Annotated in this window: 13 protein-coding genes; 7 read left to right on the top strand and 6 right to left on the bottom strand. The window is 50.8% G+C overall.

The features are described 5' to 3' along the window. Positions 1-72: 72 nt before the first annotated feature. The gene (locus BZK40_RS09720) at positions 73-1,188 is read right to left on the bottom strand and encodes a porin OmpC (protein WP_048215883.1); all 1,116 of its coding nucleotides are present in this window, start codon (positions 1,186-1,188) and stop codon (positions 73-75) included. Positions 1,189-1,925: 737 nt separating this feature from the next. Here BZK40_RS09720 and rcsD point away from each other — a divergent pair. Together rcsD and rcsB are read left to right on the top strand one after the other, a co-directional pair. Next, complete coding sequence (rcsD, locus tag BZK40_RS09725) at positions 1,926-4,595, top strand: phosphotransferase RcsD (protein WP_079934558.1); 2,670 nt, start codon at positions 1,926-1,928, stop codon at positions 4,593-4,595. Between the two features lie 16 nt (positions 4,596-4,611). After that, entirely contained in the window at positions 4,612-5,262 is a 651-nt protein-coding gene (gene rcsB / locus BZK40_RS09730) for a response regulator transcription factor RcsB (RefSeq protein ID WP_003027592.1), read from the top strand. A 118-nt stretch (positions 5,263-5,380) separates the two neighbouring features. On the opposite strand, the gene rcsC is transcribed toward rcsB, so the two are convergent. Both rcsC and gyrA read right to left on the bottom strand, forming a co-directional pair. Further along, positions 5,381-8,227: a two-component system sensor histidine kinase RcsC gene (rcsC, locus tag BZK40_RS09735; protein ID WP_008785313.1), complete on the bottom strand. Its 2,847-nt coding sequence runs from the start codon at positions 8,225-8,227 to the stop codon at positions 5,381-5,383. 121 nt (positions 8,228-8,348) lie between these two features. Then, the gene (gene gyrA / locus BZK40_RS09740) at positions 8,349-10,988 is read right to left on the bottom strand and encodes a DNA topoisomerase (ATP-hydrolyzing) subunit A (protein WP_003834662.1); all 2,640 of its coding nucleotides are present in this window, start codon (positions 10,986-10,988) and stop codon (positions 8,349-8,351) included. 158 nt (positions 10,989-11,146) lie between these two features. Here gyrA and ubiG point away from each other — a divergent pair, with 158 nt between their 5' ends. The 4 genes from ubiG (at position 11,147) to yfaE (ending at position 16,075) form a co-directional block, all read left to right on the top strand. Next, positions 11,147-11,875, top strand: coding sequence for a bifunctional 2-polyprenyl-6-hydroxyphenol methylase/3-demethylubiquinol 3-O-methyltransferase UbiG (ubiG, locus tag BZK40_RS09745; RefSeq protein ID WP_048234860.1), 729 nt, complete (start codon positions 11,147-11,149; stop codon positions 11,873-11,875). Positions 11,876-12,294: 419 nt separating this feature from the next. After that, a complete protein-coding gene (gene nrdA, locus BZK40_RS09750) occupies positions 12,295-14,580 on the top strand; it encodes a class 1a ribonucleoside-diphosphate reductase subunit alpha (RefSeq protein ID WP_079934559.1) in 2,286 nt (761 codons plus the stop codon). A 110-nt stretch (positions 14,581-14,690) separates the two neighbouring features. Further along, on the top strand, positions 14,691-15,821 hold the full coding sequence (nrdB, locus tag BZK40_RS09755) for a class Ia ribonucleoside-diphosphate reductase subunit beta (protein ID WP_003834668.1): 1,131 nt from the start codon (positions 14,691-14,693) through the stop codon (positions 15,819-15,821). Continuing rightward, positions 15,821-16,075: a ferredoxin-like diferric-tyrosyl radical cofactor maintenance protein YfaE gene (gene yfaE / locus BZK40_RS09760; RefSeq protein WP_003027609.1), complete on the top strand. Its 255-nt coding sequence runs from the start codon at positions 15,821-15,823 to the stop codon at positions 16,073-16,075. The genes nrdB and yfaE overlap by 1 nt, the downstream gene beginning before the upstream one ends. A gap of 3 nt (positions 16,076-16,078) precedes the next feature. Here yfaE and BZK40_RS09765 read toward each other — a convergent pair whose 3' ends face one another. Further along, positions 16,079-17,269: an MFS transporter gene (locus BZK40_RS09765; RefSeq protein WP_079934560.1), complete on the bottom strand. Its 1,191-nt coding sequence runs from the start codon at positions 17,267-17,269 to the stop codon at positions 16,079-16,081. A 160-nt stretch (positions 17,270-17,429) separates the two neighbouring features. Between BZK40_RS09765 and BZK40_RS09770 the strand changes: the two genes are divergently transcribed. After that, positions 17,430-18,308 (top strand): LysR family transcriptional regulator, encoded by an 879-nt coding sequence (locus BZK40_RS09770; protein WP_079934561.1) that lies wholly within the window; start codon positions 17,430-17,432, stop codon positions 18,306-18,308. A gap of 61 nt (positions 18,309-18,369) precedes the next feature. Here the strand turns inward: BZK40_RS09770 and glpQ are convergent, their stop codons facing one another. Both glpQ and glpT read right to left on the bottom strand, forming a co-directional pair. Continuing rightward, entirely contained in the window at positions 18,370-19,437 is a 1,068-nt protein-coding gene (gene glpQ, locus BZK40_RS09775) for a glycerophosphodiester phosphodiesterase (protein WP_032944051.1), read from the bottom strand. A gap of 3 nt (positions 19,438-19,440) precedes the next feature. Further along, entirely contained in the window at positions 19,441-20,799 is a 1,359-nt protein-coding gene (glpT, locus tag BZK40_RS09780) for a glycerol-3-phosphate transporter (protein WP_048215877.1), read from the bottom strand. Positions 20,800-21,055: the final 256 nt, after the last annotated feature.

The following is a 21,055-nucleotide window of genomic DNA, read 5'->3' on the forward strand; positions in this document are numbered from 1 at the left end:
AATCGTTGTTTGTACGGCGAAAAAACGGCATTAAAAAAGGCCCCGCAGGGCCTTTGATAGACATAATGTAGATTAGAACTGGTAAACCAGACCCAGTGCTACGATGTCATCGGTGCTGATGCCAGCATCACGAGTGAACTGGTTGTCATCCAGCAGGTTGATTTTGTAATCAACATAGGTGGACATGTTTTTGTTGAAGTAGTAGGTCGCGCCAACATCAACATATTTCAGGATATCTTCGTCGCCATAGCCGCGGCCCAGGTCTTTACCTTTGGACTGCAGGTAAGCCACGGACGGACGCAGACCGAAGTCGAACTGGTACTGAGCAACGGCTTCGAAGTTCTGTGCTTTGTTAGCCCAGCCCAGGGAGCCCGCACGCGTTGCGTTGTAGGTCTGGGTGTACTGTGCTGCCAGGTACACGTTGTTCGCGTCGTATTTCAGACCACCAGTGTAGGTTTCAGCACGGTCGCCAGTACCGAAGTTCAAACGGTTCTGCTCGTCAGTACGTTTGGAGCTGGTGACAGCAGTACCCAGTGCGAAGCCTTCACCGATATCATAAGTGATAGATCCGCCAACGCCGTCGCCGTTTTGACGCAGCGCGTCACGACCGTTGTTGGTCACGCCAGTGAACGTTCTGCCGTTCTCGTCTTCGCCGCTTACGCTACCGTTTTTACCCTGATACTGAATGGCAAAGTTCAGGCCATCAACCAAACCGAAGAAGTCGGTGTTACGGTAGGTCGCGAAGCCGTTACCACGCTGCTGCATGAAGTTGTCAGCACCGTAAGTATCGCCGCCGAATTCTGGCAGGACGTCGGTCCAGGACGTTACGTCGTAAACTACGCCGTAGTTACGACCGTAGTCGAAAGAACCTACGTCAGCGAATTTCAGACCCGCAAACGCCACACGCGTCCAGGCGTTGTTTTCACTTTCAGCCGCATTACCCTGAATCTGGTATTCCCACTGGCCGTAACCGGTCAGTTGGTCGTTAACCTGAGTTTCGCCTTTGAAGCCGATACGCATGTAAGTCTTGTCACCATCATCACCTTTGTTGTCGGAGAAATAGTGCAGACCGTCGACTTTACCGTACAGATCTAATTTGTTGCCGTCTTTGTTATAAATTTCAGCCGCATTCGCTGCGCCTGCTACCAGCAGTGCTGGTACCAGGAGGGACAGTACTTTAACTTTCATGTTATTAACCCTCTGTTATATGCCTTTATTGCTTTTTTATGCCACTGCATACTGATTAAGGTCATTAACCAGTCGGCAACTTCATTCTCCGCAAAAACAAAGAATAATCCAACACGAATATGATACTAAAACTTTTAAGGTGTTTCATTTATCGGCATAGATGTTTCTAAATGTTAATACAAGGGAACTTTTTTAAAATCAAAAAACAGTCGAAATAAGCACAAATAATCAAGAATCATTTCAATTCTCTTTAAAATCAATGCATTGTACAAAAATATCTTATAGCACTGAATGACAAAACAAAATCTTCACTCGCAACTAAAATAGACCCGCTATCATCATTAACTTTATTTATTACCGTCATTCATTTATGAATGTCTGTTTACCCCTATTTCAGCCGAATGCTCAGCGTTCGGTTTTTTTTTACCCTTCTTTACACAAAGCTTACCTTTCTGTGCTACCGATGAAAAACTATAACGACTATTAACTATCTCGGGCGTCACGATCAGATATAAGTTTGATAAATAATTTCTTGTTATTTAATGCTAAATGTATACATTCCGTACGAATATTTGTACCCACCTTTATCCACTGTACACCTTTGCACCGCCATGACTGCAACAAAATCAGGCGCAAAGAATGCAGGCCAGGCGGCGCGGTGTAAGTGTGGTAATTCATACATTACCCTTTATACTGCCCTTTCATCTTTCGCGTCGTTTAACAGGTCATAAACACGAATGAGTCAGTCTGACACAACGGTTTCCACCCGATTCTCCCTGTTACCAGGAAGTATTACCCGTTTCTTCTTATTACTGATCGTTGTGCTGTTGGTGATGATGGGTGTTATGGTCCAGAGCGCCGTCAACACCTGGCTAAAGGATAAGAGTTATCAGATTGTCGATATTACCCATGCCATTCATAAAAGGGTCGATACCTGGCGATACGTGACCTGGCAAATCTATGACAATATTGCCGCTACAACCAGTTCACCAGGCGCAGATGGGCTACAGGAAACGCGTCTGAAACAAGATATCTATTATCTTGAGAAACCCCGCAGAAAGACTGAAGCGCTGATTTTCGGCTCGCATGACAGTTCTACACTGGAAATGACCCAGCGTATTTCAACGTATCTGGACACGTTGTGGGGCGCGGAGAATGTCCCATGGTCAATGTATTACCTGAATGGTCAGGACAACAGCCTGATCCTAATCTCGACGTTACCGCTGAAAGATCTGACCTCTGGTTTTAAAGAATCGACGATTGGGAATATTGTGGATTCCCGGCGCGCTGAGATGCTGCAACAGGCTAATGCGCTGGATGAACGTGAAAGCTTCTCTTCACTGCGCCGTCTGGCCTGGCAAAACGGGCATTACTTCACGCTACGCACGACCTTTAATCAGCCAGGACATCTGGCAACGGTTGTCGCCTTTGACCTGCCGATTAATGACTTGATCCCTCCCGGGATGCCGTTGGATAGTTTCCATCTGGAACCTGATGCCACCTCAACGACCGAGCACCTGAATGAAAAAGAGTCGCCTGACAGCGTCAGCATTAATTTCAACAACAGTAAAATTGAGATCTCTTCAGCGCTGAATTCAACGGATATGCGACTGGTATGGCAAGTTCCATTCGGTTCCTTGCTGCTGGATACGCTGCAAAACATTCTGCTGCCGCTGTTATTGAACATTGCGTTACTGGCCCTGGCGCTGTTTGGTTATACCACCTTTCGCCACCTCCCTGCCCGTTCGACTGAAGTGGTGCCAAACCTTGCGGCAAATAATGAGCTGCGTGTTCTGCGCGCAATCAATGAAGAGATTGTTTCCCTTCTGCCGCTGGGATTACTGGTACACGATCAGGAAGCAAACCGCACGGTTATCAGCAATAAAATTGCCGACCACCTGCTGCCGCATTTAAATCTGCAAAACATTACCAATATGGCAGAGCAGCATCAGGGAGTGATTCAGGCCACCATCAATAATGAACTGTATGAAATCAGACTGTTTCGCAGCCAGATCTCCCCGAGAACGCAGATCTTTATCATTCGTGACCAGGACCGCGAGGTGCTGGTCAATAAGAAGCTGAAACAAGCACAGCGGCTGTATGAGAAAAACCAGCAGGCCCGCGCGGCCTTTATGCAGAATATTGGCAGCGCGCTGAAAGACCCCGCAAAAACGCTGGCTGCTAATGCCGCCGCGCTCAATACACCAGACAGCCAGAAACTGGCCAATCAGGCCGACGTTCTGGTGCGCATGGTGGACGAAATCCAGCTAGCCAACCTGCTGGAGAACGATGCCTGGAAAGGTGAATCCACACTGTTTTCCGTGCAGGCATTAATTGACGACGTGGTTCCGGAGGTTCTGCCGGCCATTAAGCGTAAAGGGCTGCAGCTGCTGATTAAAAATCACTTAAGCGCCCATGACGAACGCCGTGGCGATCGCGATGCCTTGCGCCGTATTTTGCTGCTGTTGATCCAATATGCGGTAACCACCACGCAGATTGGTAAAATCACGCTGGAAGTCGACCAGGATGAGTCAGAGGCCGAACGCCTGACCTTCCGCATTCTGGATACCGGGGAAGGCGTCACATTAAATGAAGTTGATAATCTCCATTTCCCATTCATTAATGACACGCAGGGCGATCGGTATGGCAAAGCCAACCCGCTGACGTTCTGGCTGTGCGATCAGTTAGCCCGCAAGCTTGGCGGACACCTGAATATTAAAGCACGGGAAGAACTTGGAACACGTTACATCGTCCATGTTAAAATGCCGCTGCACGATCAACATGCTGATAGTGAAGAGCGCCTGTTGGATGACGTCTGCGTAATGGTTGATGTCACCTCAAATGACGTACGTAGCATTGTATTACGTCAGCTGGAAAACTGGGGGGCAACCTGCATCACGCCCGATGAACGGTTGAATAGTCAAGAATATGATCTCTTTTTAACGGATAATCCGTCTAATCTTACTGCCTCGGGCTTGCTTTTGAGCGATGATGAGTCTGGCGTACGGAAAATTGGCCCCGGTCAGCTGCGCGTCAACTTTAATATGAGCAATGCTATGCAGGAAGCTGTCCTTGAGCTGATTGAAGAGCAGCTGGCACAAGAAGAGTTCCAGGAACTCCCCCTCGGCGGAGATGAAAACGCCGAACTTCATGCCAGTGGTTACTACGCACTCTTTGTAGACACAGTACCGGATGATGTTAAGAGGTTGTATACTGAGGCGGCTATCAGCGATTTCGCTGCATTAGCCCAAACGGCCCATCGCCTGAAAGGCGTGTTTGCCATGCTTAATCTGGTACCCGGCAAGCAGTTATGTGAAGCGCTGGAACATCTTATTCAAGAGAAAGATGCTCCAGGTATAGAAAAATACATCAGCGACATTGACGTTTACGTCAAGAGCTTGCTGTAGCAAGGTAGCCCAATACATGAACACTATGAACGTAATTATTGCCGATGACCACCCGATTGTACTGTTCGGTATTCGTAAATCACTTGAGCAAATCGAGTGGGTAAATGTTGTCGGCGAATTTGAAGACTCCACTGCACTGATCAACAATTTGCCTAAGTTGGATGCGCATGTGTTGATTACCGACCTCTCCATGCCGGGAGATAAATACGGTGATGGGATCACGTTAATTAAATATATCAAGCGTCATTTCCCAAGCCTGTCGATTATCGTTCTGACCATGAACAACAATCCGGCTATCCTGAGCGCGGTACTGGATCTCGATATTGAAGGGATCGTACTGAAACAAGGCGCGCCAACCGACCTGCCAAAAGCGCTGGCCGCGCTGCAGAAAGGTAAGAAATTTACCCCGGAAAGCGTGTCTCGTCTGCTGGAGAAAATCAGCGCCAGCGGCTATGGCGATAAACGTCTGTCACCGAAAGAGAGTGAAGTGCTGCGCTTGTTTGCCGAAGGTTTCCTGGTTACTGAAATCGCTAAAAAGCTCAACCGCAGCATTAAAACCATCAGCAGCCAGAAAAAATCGGCAATGATGAAGCTCGGTGTGGAAAACGATATCGCACTGCTGAATTACCTCTCCTCCGTGACGCTGAGTCCGTCAGACAAAGAGTAATTCTTTATCACGTCAAAATGCCTGATGGCGCTGCGTTTATCAGGCCTACGAACACACAGCATCGTGCACTTTTCGTAGGCCGGATAAGACTAACGCCGCCATCCGGCTCTTTTATCCCCTATCCCCGCGTTTTTCTCACTCTTTCCGCATAGACCGCCAGCGTTTGCTTCAATACGTCTAAGGTCACCGGCTTGGACAGACAGCTATCCATACCTGATTCCAGACAACGCTGCTTCTCTTCGGCAAGCGCGTTTGCCGTTACCCCCACAACAGGCAGCGTTAACCCTAGCTGGCGGATACGCTGCGTCAGGCGATAACCATCCATATTTGGCATGTTGACGTCACTCAGCACGATATCGATATGGTTTTTGCTGAGTACGTTGAGCGCATCCACACCGTCATTCGCCGTTTTACACTGATATCCCAACGATCCCAGCTGATCGGCCAGTAAGCGCCGGTTGATAGGGTGATCGTCAACAACCAGGATCATCATGTCATCGTTCGTCGCACCGGCTTTATCCGGGGCTGGCAACGCCGTGGAGAGATCTTCACTCCCCAGCTCTACACTGTAGATATGCGCCAACAGCGCAGGCAGTTCGTGCGGTGACGCCACGCTGTGTACCCATTCTCCAGGCTCTCTTTCCAGCGGAATGCCAATATGGCGGCGGCAGAAAATTACCGCTGCCCGTCCCTGCCAGGCCTGTTCCAGCACATCGTCGGCCACCAGCAGGTCATCCGCATCGGGCTGTTGTCCCTCATATCGCAGCACCGTCATCCCGTTACGCGTCAGGCTGGATTCGAGAAATTGGTACAGTGACGCATTGCGTACTGCCAGCCAGCAACGCGTGCCAGCCAATCCTTCTACACCCTTTTTCAACGGATACTGTGCGCCATAAAGCGGAATACGCAGCGTAAACTGACTCCCCATTCCCGGCTCGGAATCGACGGAAATATCCCCATCCATCATGCTGATCAGTTTTTCACAAATCGCCAAACCGAGTCCCGTTCCCTGGAAATTACGCTGTACGCCAGTCCCCACCTGGAAGAAAGGATCGAACAACCGAACCACCTCTTTGGCAGGGATCCCTACACCGGTATCACGCACTCGAATGCTCAGGTAGTCGCCGCTGCACTGCACGTGCAGCACAATACAACCGGTATCGGTAAACTTGATTGCGTTACTCAGCAGATTAGAAATCACCTGTTGTAAACGCATCGGATCGCCATTCAGCGCCACGGGCACATCCGGGTCGATAAAGCAGTACAACCCCAACTGCTTGCGGACCACCAGCGGCAAATAGTTAGCCGTAATATGGTTCATGACTTCACGCGGTGAAAACTCTCGCGGCTCAATCTTCAGCTGTTCAGATTCAATTTTTGAGAAGTCGAGAATATCGCTGATAATTTTCAGCAGCAGGCTGGAAGAGTTATTCATCGCCGTTACCAGACGATCCACCCCACTCGGTAACTCTTTGGTTTGCAACAAATCAAGATTACCGATAATGCCATATAGCGGTGTACGTAGCTCATGGCTCACCGTCGCAAGGAACATCGATTTGGACTGGCTGGCCTGTTCCGCCGCCTGCGCCATCTCCTGCAACGACTCTTCCATTTTAACGCGCGCACTGACATCAACCAGGACACAAATTGCCACGTTTTCATTGCGATAGCGCGAGTGCACAAAGCTGATTTGCAGATTGGTATTGTTGCTGGTTAGTACATCAACAAAATTGACCTGTTGGCCGCAAATAATTTGCGTTAACCGCTGACGGTCTTCATGCGTCAGCATGTTCAGATAGGTGTGCGCCAGTTCGTTACTCAGGATGTTAATCCCATCCATCGTGCGCAGAATACAAATACCCACCGGCGCAGAAGCTACGATTTTACGGTTAAACTGCTCATGTTCTTCCAGCCGCTGAGCATCGCTTTCCGCTGGAATAAAAATGCGCCGTTCATACATGCGCGTGAGCATAAACAATGCCGCGCCAACCAGCACGTTCAACAAGATAGCGTTCAGGATCATCATGCGGATCCGCTCCAGCACCAGATCGACCGGAACGGAATAAACGATGCTCAGGGAGGACGGAGGCAGATTCTTCTTCAATACCAGCTCGCGGAAACCCGGCGTGTAACCAAACCAGGAGCGTTCCTGCATCCAGTGGGGCTCAGCCTTAATATTCCCTTCAGGGCCAGTGAGCGAAATCAGCGCATGCCCATTTTCGTCGAGGATGGTCACGCCCATCGGTAAACTGCCCGGCGTGAAGAAATTCTCCATACGAATAGGCTGCTCTACGCCCAACAGCGCCTGGAGGCGATTGGCGAGGTAAACCGGCGTCAGCGCATAGAAATACCCTACTCCCGGACGCGGCCCCTGGCTGATCCAGAACAAGTTGTTGCCGTTTTCATCTTGCGTAGCATTGCGATACTTAATAATGCGCTCATGCAACGCCTTCAGGGCCTCGTCACGTTCGACAGGCATATCACGCAAGCCGAAATTGGCCATACAGAGGTTGTCGCTGCCAATCAGGAACACTCGATTTAAATCATAGGCGGCGGAAAAGTTGTCGCGCCAGTAGCGCATAAACCATGCCAGTGATTCCAGAGAACCTCGCCAGGCGTTGCCCATGACAGAACAGTCGGAGTCGGCAAACAGCGGCTCAAAATTAGGCACGACGGTTTTATCATCTCGCGCCCGCAGCGACATCACGCCGTTTTCCGCCGTTAAGCGATTCTCGGCAATATATTTCAGCTCTTTAATGACATCAGATGTGCGCTGAATGTAGCGCTGGGCCTGATCGGAGCTGAGATTAAGCTCCTGATGGATCTCAGACTCTCGCTGATGCAGCGCATTCACAATGTAGAACACGGAGGCGAACGCAATCAGACACCAGATAACGAGCGCCAACGCTCTGAACAGGTAGCGTGAAACTTTTAGAGTTGAATGAACGGAAGCAAGGTATTTCAAAGGGGCGAAGCTCCGCCTCAGGGCATTAATAGAGTGTGGTTAAGGTAGCGGTAAATGTCTTTTGTCGCAATGCCATTAAAAAAAGGGCCGGATTTCTCCGGCCCTTTTTATAACGTCTTAATTACTCGTCAGCGTCATCCGCTGCTGCATCGTCATCGCTTTCCGCTTCAGGTGCGATATCCTCGTCACCTTCAGCTGCGCTTCCGTCGATGGAGTCGAGCTCTTCATCATCAACCGGTTCAGCAACGCGTTGCAGACCCACGACGTTTTCGTCTTCCGCAGTACGGATAAGGATAACGCCCTGGGTATTACGCCCTACCACGCTGATTTCCGACACGCGAGTACGTACCAGCGTACCTGCGTCGGTGATCATCATGATCTGGTCGGTATCTTCAACCTGCACTGCGCCAACAACGGAACCGTTGCGCTCGGTAACCTTGATGGAGATAACGCCCTGGGTCGCACGAGACTTGGTCGGATACTCTTCCGCCGCCGTACGTTTACCGTAACCGTTCTGAGTAACGGTCAGGATCGCACCTTCACCGCGCGGAACGATCAGCGATACCACGCTATCTTTTTCCGCCAGCTTGATACCGCGTACACCGGTCGCGGTACGACCCATTGCACGGACAGCATCTTCTTTAAAGCGTACCACTTTACCTGCCGCAGAGAACAACATGACTTCGTCACTGCCGGATGTCAGATCTACACCAATCAGTTCGTCACCTTCGTTCAGGTTAACCGCAATAATACCGGCAGAACGCGGACGGCTGAATTCGGTCAGCGCCGTTTTCTTCACGGTACCGCTGGCGGTTGCCATGAAGACGTTCACGCCCTCTTCGTACTCACGTACTGGCAGAATTGCGGTAATACGTTCGTTAGCTTCCAGCGGCAACAGGTTGACGATTGGACGTCCACGTGCGCCACGGCTTGCTTCCGGCAACTGATAGACCTTCATCCAGTACAAACGACCACGGCTGGAGAAGCAGAGGATCGTATCATGGGTGTTGGCCACCAGCAGGCGGTCAATAAAGTCTTCTTCTTTAATGCGTGCTGCTGATTTACCTTTACCGCCACGACGCTGCGCTTCGTAATCGGTTAACGGCTGATATTTCACGTAGCCCTGATGAGACAAGGTTACGACAACATCTTCCTGGCTAATCAGATCTTCGATGTTGATGTCAGCGCTGTTCGCGGTGATTTCAGTACGACGAGCGTCACCGAACTGTTCACGAATCAGCTCCATCTCTTCACGGATAACTTCCATCAGACGATCGGCGCTGCCCAGAATGTGCAGCAGTTCAGCGATCTGTTCCAGCAGCTCTTTGTATTCGTCGAGCAGTTTTTCGTGCTCAAGGCCGGTCAGTTTCTGCAAACGCAGATCCAGAATAGCCTGGGCCTGCTGTTCAGTCAGATAGTACTGACCGTCACGCACGCCAAATTCCGGCTCCAGCCATTCAGGACGCGCGGCGTCATCACCGGCACGTTCCAGCATGGCGGAAACGTTGCCCAGTTCCCACGAACGCGCAACCAGCGCAGCTTTCGCTTCAGCCGGGGTCGGCGCGCGGCGGATCAGTTCGATGATCGGATCGATGTTCGCCAGCGCAATCGCCAGCGCTTCAAGGATGTGCGCACGGTCGCGGGCTTTACGCAGTTCAAAGATAGTACGACGGGTTACGACTTCACGGCGGTGACGTACGAACGCGGCAATAATATCTTTCAGGTTCATGATCTTCGGCTGGCCATGGTGCAATGCAACCATGTTGATACCGAAGGAAACCTGCAGTTGGGTCTGGGAATAGAGGTTGTTCAGAACCACTTCCCCGACCGCATCACGTTTCACTTCAATCACGATGCGCATACCGTCTTTGTCAGACTCGTCACGCAGCGCGCTGATGCCTTCAACGCGTTTGTCTTTTACCAGCTCGGCGATTTTCTCAATCAGGCGCGCTTTGTTTACCTGATACGGAATTTCGTGAACGATGATGGTTTCGCGACCCGTTTTGGCATCCGCTTCGACTTCCGCGCGTGCGCGAATGTACACTTTGCCACGACCGGTACGGTAGGCTTCTTCGATACCACGACGACCGTTGATGATCGCGGCAGTCGGGAAGTCCGGACCCGGAATATGTTCCATCAGCCCTTCAATGCTGATGTCTTCATCGTCAATATATGCCAGACAGCCGTTGATCACTTCGGTCAGGTTGTGCGGCGGAATGTTGGTCGCCATACCTACCGCGATACCGGACGAACCGTTCACCAGCAGGTTAGGAATTTTGGTCGGCATGACGTCAGGAATTTGTTCGGTGCCGTCATAGTTGTCGACGAAATCAACCGTTTCTTTTTCCAGGTCAGCCATCAGCTCATGGGCGATTTTCGACATACGGATTTCCGTATAACGCATCGCCGCTGCGGAGTCGCCATCGACAGAACCAAAGTTACCCTGACCATCTACCAGCATGTAGCGCAAGGAGAATGGCTGCGCCATACGAACAATGGTGTCGTAAACGGCGGTATCACCATGAGGGTGGTATTTACCGATTACGTCACCAACGACACGGGCAGATTTTTTATAGGCTTTATTCCAGTCGTTGCCCAATACGTTCATGGCGTAAAGTACGCGACGGTGAACCGGTTTCAGGCCATCTCGGACGTCCGGCAGCGCACGGCCAACAATGACCGACATCGCATAATCCAGATAGGAGCTCTTCAGCTCTTCCTCAATGTTGACCGGTGTAATTTCTCTCGCAAGGTCGCTCATCTAACCGCTATCCCTCTACTGTATCCCGGATTCAAAGGTCGCAAATTATAACACATCCGTGCAGATTCAGGTAAATGGATTCCCCCTGACAGAGGCTTTATTCATCCCGTCAGGCTGATATACTCATTTGCATCGCAAATTTAGGAGTAGAAGCCCCAATGAATGCCGAAAAACCTCCGGTAGCTCACAACGTTGACCATGAAGAAATTGCCAAGTTTGAAGCAGTCGCGTCACGCTGGTGGGATCTTGAGGGTGAATTTAAGCCGCTGCACCGCATTAACCCATTGCGTCTGGGCTATATTACTGAGCGCTCAGGCGGCCTGTTTGGTAAAAAGGTACTCGACGTCGGATGCGGCGGCGGTATTCTGGCGGAGAGTATGGCGCGCGAAGGTGCCACCGTCACCGGACTGGACATGGGTTTTGAACCGCTGCAGGTAGCAAAACTGCATGCACTGGAAAGCGGTATCCAGGTAGAGTACGTACAAGAAACCGTCGAAGAGCATGCGGAAAAGCATGCACATCAGTATGACGTTGTCACCTGCATGGAAATGCTGGAGCACGTGCCAGACCCACAGTCAGTGGTCAGAGCTTGCGCCAGGTTGGTCAAACCGGGTGGTGAAGTATTTTTCTCCACGCTTAACCGCAACGGCAAATCCTGGCTGATGGCGGTGGTCGGAGCGGAATATATTCTGCGCATGGTGCCGAAAGGCACGCACGATGTGAAAAAGTTTATTAAGCCTGCTGAATTATTAGATTGGGTTGACCAGACCGTACTGAAAGAGCGCCATATGACCGGCCTGCATTACAACCCCATCACCAACACCTTCAAACTTGGCCCGGGCGTTGATGTGAACTATATGGTACATACCACCGCCAAGGTTGATTAACCGCTCCTGTAGGCCGGATAAAGCGTGCAACGCCGCCATCCGGCATGCTTACTGGAACCATGCCTGATGACGTTTCGCTTATCAGGCCTACAAATCCTGTGCCAGATCATAAGAACTTTCCTTGCCTTAGATGAAGAAATCAGCACTCGATCAAATTTTCTATTTTTTTTCTCAATTATTGACATCCCCGCCAGGCCTTATAAGACGCGCACTTAGCGATTATCACCCTTTTGCAACCTCAATTTAACCTCAAAATCAACTCTTGTGCTGAAAAGAATCCCTACTAGAATACTCACCATATAGCGTCTATTTTATCAAACAACCCCTACATATAGTATTTATCCACAGACTTAGTCACAACATGACTCTGTGGATAATATGGGGGATATTTTTTCTTTCACGGACAGGTAAAAAACCACATGAATCAGAGTCTGCTGGTGACAAAGCGTGATGGTAGTACAGAGCGCATCAATCTCGACAAAATCCACCGAGTTCTGGATTGGGCGGCAGAAGGACTGAATAACGTATCGATTTCTCAGGTCGAGCTGCGCTCCCACATTCAGTTTTATGACGGAATCAAGACCTCCGACATCCATGAAACAATCATCAAAGCAGCCGCCGACCTGATCTCCCGCGAAGCGCCGGATTATCAGTATCTGGCTGCCCGTCTGGCGATTTTCCACCTGCGTAAAAAAGCCTACGGTGAGTTTGAACCGCCAAAGCTGTTCGACCATGTCGTGAAAATGGTTGAAATGGGCAAATACGACAATCATCTGCTGGAAGACTACACGGAAGAAGAGTTCAAGCAGATGGACTCGTTCATCGTACACGACCGTGATATGACCTTCTCCTACGCAGCGGTGAAGCAGTTGGAAGGTAAATATTTGGTGCAAAACCGTGTTACCGGTGAGATCTATGAAAGCGCACAGTTCCTCTACATTCTGGTAGCGGCTTGCCTGTTCTCTAACTATCCGCGTGAAACACGTCTGCAATATGTAAAACGTTTCTACGACGCCGTTTCTACGTTCAAAATCTCGCTGCCGACGCCAATTATGTCCGGCGTGCGTACCCCAACGCGTCAGTTCAGCTCCTGCGTACTAATCGAGTGCGGCGACAGCCTGGACTCCATCAACGCAACCTCCAGCGCAATTGTGAAATACGTTTCTCAGCGTGCCGGTATCGGCATTAACGCTGGTCGCATCCGTGCGCTGGGTAGCCCGATTCGCGGCGGTGAAGCGTTCCACACCGGCTGTATTCCGTTCTATAAGCATTTCCAGACTGCGGTGAAATCCTGCTCTCAGGGTGGCGTACGCGGTGGTGCAGCCACGCTGTTCTACCCAATGTGGCACCTGGAAGTTGAAAGCCTGCTGGTCCTGAAAAACAACCGTGGCGTCGAAGGCAACCGCGTTCGTCACATGGACTACGGCGTACAGATCAACAAGCTGATGTACACCCGTCTGCTGAAAGGCGGTGACATCACCCTGTTTAGCCCGTCCGACGTCCCGGGTCTGTATGACGCGTTCTTCGCCGATCAGGATGAGTTCGAGCGTCTGTACACCCAATATGAAAACGACGACAGCATCCGCAAACAGCGCATGAAAGCGGTTGAGCTGTTCTCACTGATGATGCAGGAACGTGCCTCGACCGGTCGTATCTACATTCAGAACGTTGACCACTGCAACACCCATAGCCCGTTTGATCCGGTTATCGCGCCGGTACGCCAGTCCAACCTGTGCCTGGAAATCGCCCTGCCAACCAAACCGCTGACCGACGTTAACGATGAAAACGGCGAAATTGCACTGTGTACGCTGTCCGCATTTAACCTGGGCGCTATCGAAAGTCTGGACGAACTGGAAGAGCTGGCTGTACTGGCGGTACGTGCGCTGGATGCGCTGCTCGATTACCAGGATTATCCGATTCCGGCCGCCAAACGCGGTGCGATGGGTCGTCGTACGCTGGGTATTGGCGTGATCAACTACGCTTACTGGCTGGCGAAAAACGGTAAACGCTACTCTGACGGCAGCGCCAATAACCTGACTCACAAAACCTTTGAAGCGATTCAATATTACCTGCTGAAGGCTTCTAACGAGCTGGCAAAAGAGCAAGGCGCATGCCCATGGTTTAACGAAACCACCTATGCGAAAGGTATTCTGCCGATTGATACCTATAAAAAAGATCTTGATGCTATCGCTAACGAACCGCTGCATATGGACTGGGAACAGCTGCGTGAATCTATCAAGACTCACGGCCTGCGTAACTCCACGCTGTCAGCCCTGATGCCGTCCGAGACCTCTTCGCAGATCTCCAACGCCACCAACGGTATTGAACCGCCACGCGGTTACGTGAGCATCAAAGCATCGAAAGATGGGATTCTGCGTCAGGTCGTGCCGGACTACGAACACCTGCACGACGCATACGAACTGCTGTGGGAAATGCCAAACAACGACGGCTATCTGCAGCTGGTAGGCATCATGCAGAAATTTATCGATCAGTCGATTTCCGCCAACACCAACTACGATCCGTCGCGCTTCCCGTCCGGAAAAGTACCGATGCAGCAGTTGCTGAAAGACCTGCTCACCGCCTACAAATTTGGTGTCAAAACGCTGTATTATCAGAACACCCGTGACGGTGCGGAAGACTCTCAGGACGATCTGGTACCGTCCATTCAGGACGATGGCTGCGAAAGCGGCGCATGTAAGATTTAATCTTTTGCCGGGTGGCGTAACGCTTACCCGGCCTACAAATTAATTCGCGGTATTGTAGGCCGGATAAGCAAAGCGCATCCGGCAGTACATTCCAGACAGGATTCACATCAATGGCATACACCACTTTTTCACAGACGAAAAATGATCAGCTTCTGGAACCGATGTTCTTCGGCCAGCCGGTGAACGTCGCCCGCTACGATCAGCAAAAATATGACATCTTTGAAAAACTGATCGAAAAGCAGCTCTCTTTCTTCTGGCGTCCGGAAGAAGTCGATGTTTCTCGCGATCGTATCGACTTCCAGGCATTGCCGGAACATGAAAAACATATCTTCATCAGCAACCTGAAGTATCAGACGCTGCTGGACTCCATTCAGGGACGTAGTCCTAACGTCGCGCTGCTGCCGTTAATCTCGATCCCTGAACTGGAAACCTGGGTGGAAACGTGGGCGTTTTCTGAAACGATCCACTCCCGCTCTTACACCCACATCATCCGTAATATTGTTAACGATCCGGCGGTGGTGTTTGACGATATCGTCACCAACGAGCAAATCCAGAAACGCGCAGAAGGCATCTCCAGCTACTACGACGAATTGATCGAGATGACCAGCTACTGGCATTTGCTCGGTGAAGGTACGCATACCGTTAATGGTAAAACGGTTGTCGTAAACCTGCGTGAGCTGAAGAAGAAGCTGTATCTGTGCCTGATGAGCGTGAACGCGCTGGAAGCGATCCGCTTTTATGTCAGCTTCGCCTGCTCTTTCGCCTTCGCCGAACGTGAACTGATGGAAGGCAACGCGAAAATTATTCGTCTGATCGCCCGCGACGAAGCCCTGCACCTGACCGGTACTCAGCATATGCTGAACCTGCTGCGCAGCGGCGTGGACGATCCGGAGATGGCGGAAATTGCCGAAGAGTGCAAACAAGAGTGCTACGACCTGTTCGTACAGGCCGCGCTGCAGGAAAAAGAGTGGGCGGACTATCTGTTCCGTGATGGCTCAATGATTGGCCTGAACAAAGACATTCTGTGCCAGTACGTTGAGTACATCACCAACATCCGTATGCAGGCTGTTGGACTCGATCTGCCATTCCAGACACGTTCTAACCCGATCCCTTGGATCAATACCTGGCTGGTGTCTGACAACGTCCAGGTTGCGCCGCAGGAAGTGGAAGTCAGCTCTTATCTGGTCGGCCAGATCGATGCCGAAGTCGATACTGACGATCTGAGTAACTTCCAGCTCTGATGGGCCGCGTGACTCTGCGCATCTCTGGCACGCAGTTGCTGTGCCAGGATGAACACCCTTCCCTGCTTGCCGCGCTCGAGTCGCACGATGTTGAAGTCGAATATCAGTGTCGTGAAGGCTACTGCGGCTCCTGCCGTACCCGCCTGGTGGCGGGACAGGTTGACTGGATTGCAGAACCGCTGGCCTTCATTCAGCCCGGTGAAATATTGCCGTGCTGTTGCCGGGCAAAAGGCGATATTGAAATAGAGTTATAGTGTTTAGTGAACTTCATGCGCGGAGACCAGTACCACGTCTCCGCGTTTTTTCATCTGCATGATATACAGCGCCCCGGCCAGTACCACCAGCAGCGCACCCACCAGATAAATCGCCCGATATCCCACGCCCTCGACCATCATCCCCATGATAAACGCGCCGATTGCCATTCCCGCATCCATCGCATTGAAAAACAGCGAATTGGCGATACCAATTTTATGGGGTTCCACCGAACTAATAATTTGTGTCTGAAATACGGGTGTGACCGAACCATAACCGATGCCAATCAATCCACCGGAAATAATCATCATAATGCTGCCGTTAGTATAGCCAAGCGCCACCAGCCCGACGGTGAAGGCCAACAAACACGGATAGACCACGTATTTCGGCCCTTTTTTATCACAAATATTGCCGGTAAAGGTTCGACAGATCATCAGGCAAATGGCGTAGCACAGCAGGAAATTACTGGCGGCGGCCATTAGATCGAGCTCGCGCGCATACAGTGCGAGAAAAGCGGAAACGCCCGCGTACGAAAAGGTCATGAAAAACGTCACCATCGCGAAAGGCAGTGCGGCGCGATCAAACATTGCAGCAAATCCCAGCTTCGGTTTTGAGCCGTCAGCATGACGGATAACCGGCGGTACGGCGACAATCAATGACAGGATAATACCCAGTACGGCAACCGCGCTACACAGCCAGAATGCAGTGGTAAAAGCTTCCCAGCGTGCCATGTTCAGCCCTACCCACGGCCCCACAACCATTGCCAGTCCCATGGCTAACGAGAAAAAACTGATGCCCTCCCCACGTCGGGAGGCCGGTATCAACCGCGCGGAAATCGTTCCTTTTACCGTGGTAATAACGCCAAACGTTACACCATGAAGCACCCGAATCAACAGCAGTGATTCAATTGAGTGGCAAAAAGGATACAGCGCAGTGACCACCAAAAAGGCCAGAGAAGAGAGCACCAGAATTGTTTTATTCGAATATTTTCCTACCCATTGTCCCGCAAACGGGCGCACAACAATGGCGGCCCCCAAAAAGAAGGTGACTAATAATCCGGCCTTATCTGGAGTGGCATGCAGGCGATCCGAAATATAGATCGGTAACAGCGTGAGCAGGACATAAAAAACAAAAAATATAATAAAGCTGATTATCGTTATTGCCCAAAAATCTTTCGTCCACAGTTTTTCTTTCATATTCGACAACCTGTCCAGACGGCGCACGCAGGCAACGCTCAGCTCAACTGAACTACGGACAGGTGCGTCGAAGTGTGATTTTACGGTAGACCGCAAGTATAAACAGGTTCATTATATTAGAGAAATTAATCGTTTTAATATTGTTGATTAGAGGGAGCTAATGACATTAACCCAGATCCACGCCCTGCTTGCCGTACTTGAGTACGGTGGTTTTACCGAAGCCAGCAAGCGGCTGTACATGACCCAATCCGCCGTTAGCCAGGCAATTTCAGCGCTAGAGGAAGAGCTAGGGGTTGATATTATTATCCGCGAACGCCGCAAAGATATTCAACTTAGTCCGGCCGGGAGTCGGATCGTTTCACACCTGCGGACGATCGTGTCTGAAACCAACGCGGTGAAAGAGATTGCCGAGCAAGAGCGACAAAACCCGGCCAGAGCCCTGCGAATCGGCTGCTTTCCCAGCGCCTGTGCCTGTATTTTGCCCGGTATCATCCACCACTTCGAGCAGCACCACCCGCATATCAAAATTATCCCTTATGAGGAAAACAGCACGGCAATCGTTGATTCCCTGCGCAGTGGGGATATCGATGCGGGATTTGTACATTTCCCGGTAAATGGCATGTACTGCGTACCGGTGTATCGCGACAAATTTACCGTTGTAGTTCCTGAAAGCCATCCGCTGGCGGCCAATAGAACGATTTCAGTGGAACAACTGGTTGGAGAACCGCTCATTATCAGCAAAGGTCGCTATGAATTAAGCATCATGGCGCTATTTAAAGAGAAGGGAATTGAACCGGTCATTAAATACGAGTTTAACCATCCGGATACCGCGATGAGCTTTATTCGTCAGGGGCTGGGTATAGCGTTATTACCGGAATTAACGCTGAAGGCGGTTGGTGGGAAAGTACGCTCAGTCGCGCTGGAACCGACGTTCTATCGACAGATATCCTTACTGGCAAAAGAGCCGCCGGTGGACGGCAGCCCTTTATTTCTCCTGCAGGCATGTATGGAAACGTTGACAGCAGACGGCCTTATCTAGCAGTTAAAACGTTTCATCCATTAAGGCCTGTGACCGGAGGTGCATCACAGGCCTTACGCCATCACTCTTTATTCAAGAATTTCACTGCTTTGTCGGGGAAGTCGGTGAACAGCCCGTCCACGCCCGCCTTGTTATAAAGAATGTCATACAGTTGGTTTACGTCAGTGGTGTAATCCGGCAGTTGATCGGCGCGAACGGTATAAGGATGCACAACCATCTTATTCTGATGTGCGTCCTGCACCATGCCAGTTAACGAGATATTGCCCTTCTTCGACTTCTCATCAATCAGCATGTGATAGTCCGGCCCAATGCCGTCCGCATACTGCGCAACCTGCTTCATGGCACCCGGTTTAAACATCCAGTCGTAGTTGTAATTAACCCAACTACCGTCCGGCTTTTTCTCCTGGGTTTCATTCCAGTCAGTGTACGCAATCAACTGTACCAGATTGAGATCCATCCCCATCTTCGGTTCCAGTTCATTTTTAATGCGCTTCAACTCTGCAACATCAAAACACTGTAGATAGACCTTGTCGTTCTTGTCGGTATACCCGTACTTTTTCAGTACTTCCAGCGTTTTAGCCGCAATGTCCTTCCCTTCCTGGTGATGGAACCACGGCGCTTTCATTTCCGGGTAAATACCGATGTTTTTACCGGTGGAATGATTTAATCCCTGAACAAACTCAATCTCTTCTTCGAACGTGTGCACGCGGAAATCAGATTTACCCATCGGGAAGCGCCCTGGGTAGGTCTGGACCTTTTTGCCATTTTCGATATCGAAGCCTTCGGTAAATTTCAGCGATTTAATTTCATCCAGCGTAAAGTCGATGGCGTAGTAACGCCCATCTTTACGCGCACGATCCGGAAAACGCTCGGCAACATCGGTGACGCGGTCAAGATAGTGGTCATGCAGGACGACCAGATGGTCATCCTTGGTCATAACCAAATCCTGCTCCAGATAATCCGCCCCCTGGGCATAGGCCATCGCCTTTGCTGGCAGCGTATGCTCCGGCAGATAACCGCTGGCGCCACGATGCGCAATCACGATTTTATCTGCGGCAACCGCCGCGCTGCTGACCACCATACCTGTGAGCATCAGCGCCACGCTGAGACTTTTCAATGTAGTTTTCATCTATTAGCCCCCGTTACGTTTCAGTTGCATCTCTTCGTGATGGCGTTTTTCGCCAATCATGACGACCACCAGCAGGATAACCGCCAGCACGCTACCGCCAATCATCACCATAAAGCCGCCGTCCCAACCGAAGAAGTCAACGGTGTAGCCAACAATGGCGCTCGCAGCCACAGAACCGCCGAGATAACCGAACAGACCGGTAAAGCCAGCTGCCGTTCCCGCCGCTTTTTTCGGTGCCAGTTCCAGCGCGTGCAGACCAATCAACATTACCGGGCCGTAGATCAAGAAGCCGATGATGATCATACAAGCCATATCCACGTTCGGGTTGCCTGCCGGGTTCATCCAGTAAACGATAGTCGCAATAGTTACCAGCGTCATAAAGAACACGCCGGTCGCACCACGGTTACCACGGAAGACTTTATCCGACATCCAGCCGCACAGCAGCGTGCCCGGAATACCCGCATACTCATACAGGAAGTAGGCCCAGGATGATTTATCGAGTGCGAAATGCTTCACTTCTTTCAGGTAGGTCGGTGACCAGTCCAGGATGCCGTAGCGCAGCAGATAAACAAACACGTTGGCGATAGCGATGTACCACAACAGTTTGTTTGGCAGTACATACTGCATGAAGATCTGCTTCGCAGTCAGCTCTTCTTCCGCTTTCTCGTTGTAATCGTCCGGATAGTCGTTCTTATACTCTTCGATAGGCGGCAGGCCGCAGGACTGCGGCGTATCACGCATCATCGCAAAGGCGAACAGCGCAACCACAATCGCACCGAAAGCAGGCATATACAGCGCCGCTTTCCAGTCATTGAACCAGGCCATACCGAGCAGGAACAGCAGAGGAGGCAGACCGCCGCCCACGTTGTGCGCACAGTTCCAGACGGAAACAATACCGCCACGTTCTTTCTGCGACCACCAGTGCACCATGGTACGACCACACGGCGGCCACCCCATCCCCTGGAACCATCCGCAGAGGAACAGCAGCACAAACATTATCGCAATGCTCGATGTCGCCCACGGCACAAAGCCCATAAACAACATCACTGCGGCAGCCAGAATCAAACCTGCTGGCAGGAAAACGCGCGGATTCGAGCGATCCGAAACGGACCCCATGATGAATTTCGAAAATCCGTAAGCGATGGAGATACCGGACAACGCAAAACCCAGATCGCCGCGAGAGAAACCCTGCTCAACCAGATATGGCATCGCCAGGGCGAAGTTCTTACGTACCAGATAGTACGCGGCATAACCAAAGAAAATCCCCAGGAAAATCTGCCAACGCAATCGACGATATGTCGGATCGATCTCCGTAGCAGGCAAACGCGCCTTATGTGGCGCTGGTTTAAAAATACTCAACATAGTGTAGCCTCCGTGGCCGTCTTTCATTCGAAGTAAACACTGCAGTTCGTCATTACTACCCTACCGCTTCCAGTGTGGCCGCGATGTTAAGGAAAGATACATAACAAAAATGTGAAACGCAGCACATATTGTTACAGATTTATGACAAATGTTCATAAAGGCGCACGGAATCACGTTTCATTTTCGAATAATGAGCGATTATGCGCGAAATCAAACAATCCATGTTTTTTATGTGGCTAAATGATAAAAAACGAAC

Origin of the sequence: Citrobacter portucalensis (assembly GCF_002042885.1) — a bacterium.
GTDB lineage: Bacteria > Pseudomonadota > Gammaproteobacteria > Enterobacterales > Enterobacteriaceae > Citrobacter > Citrobacter portucalensis.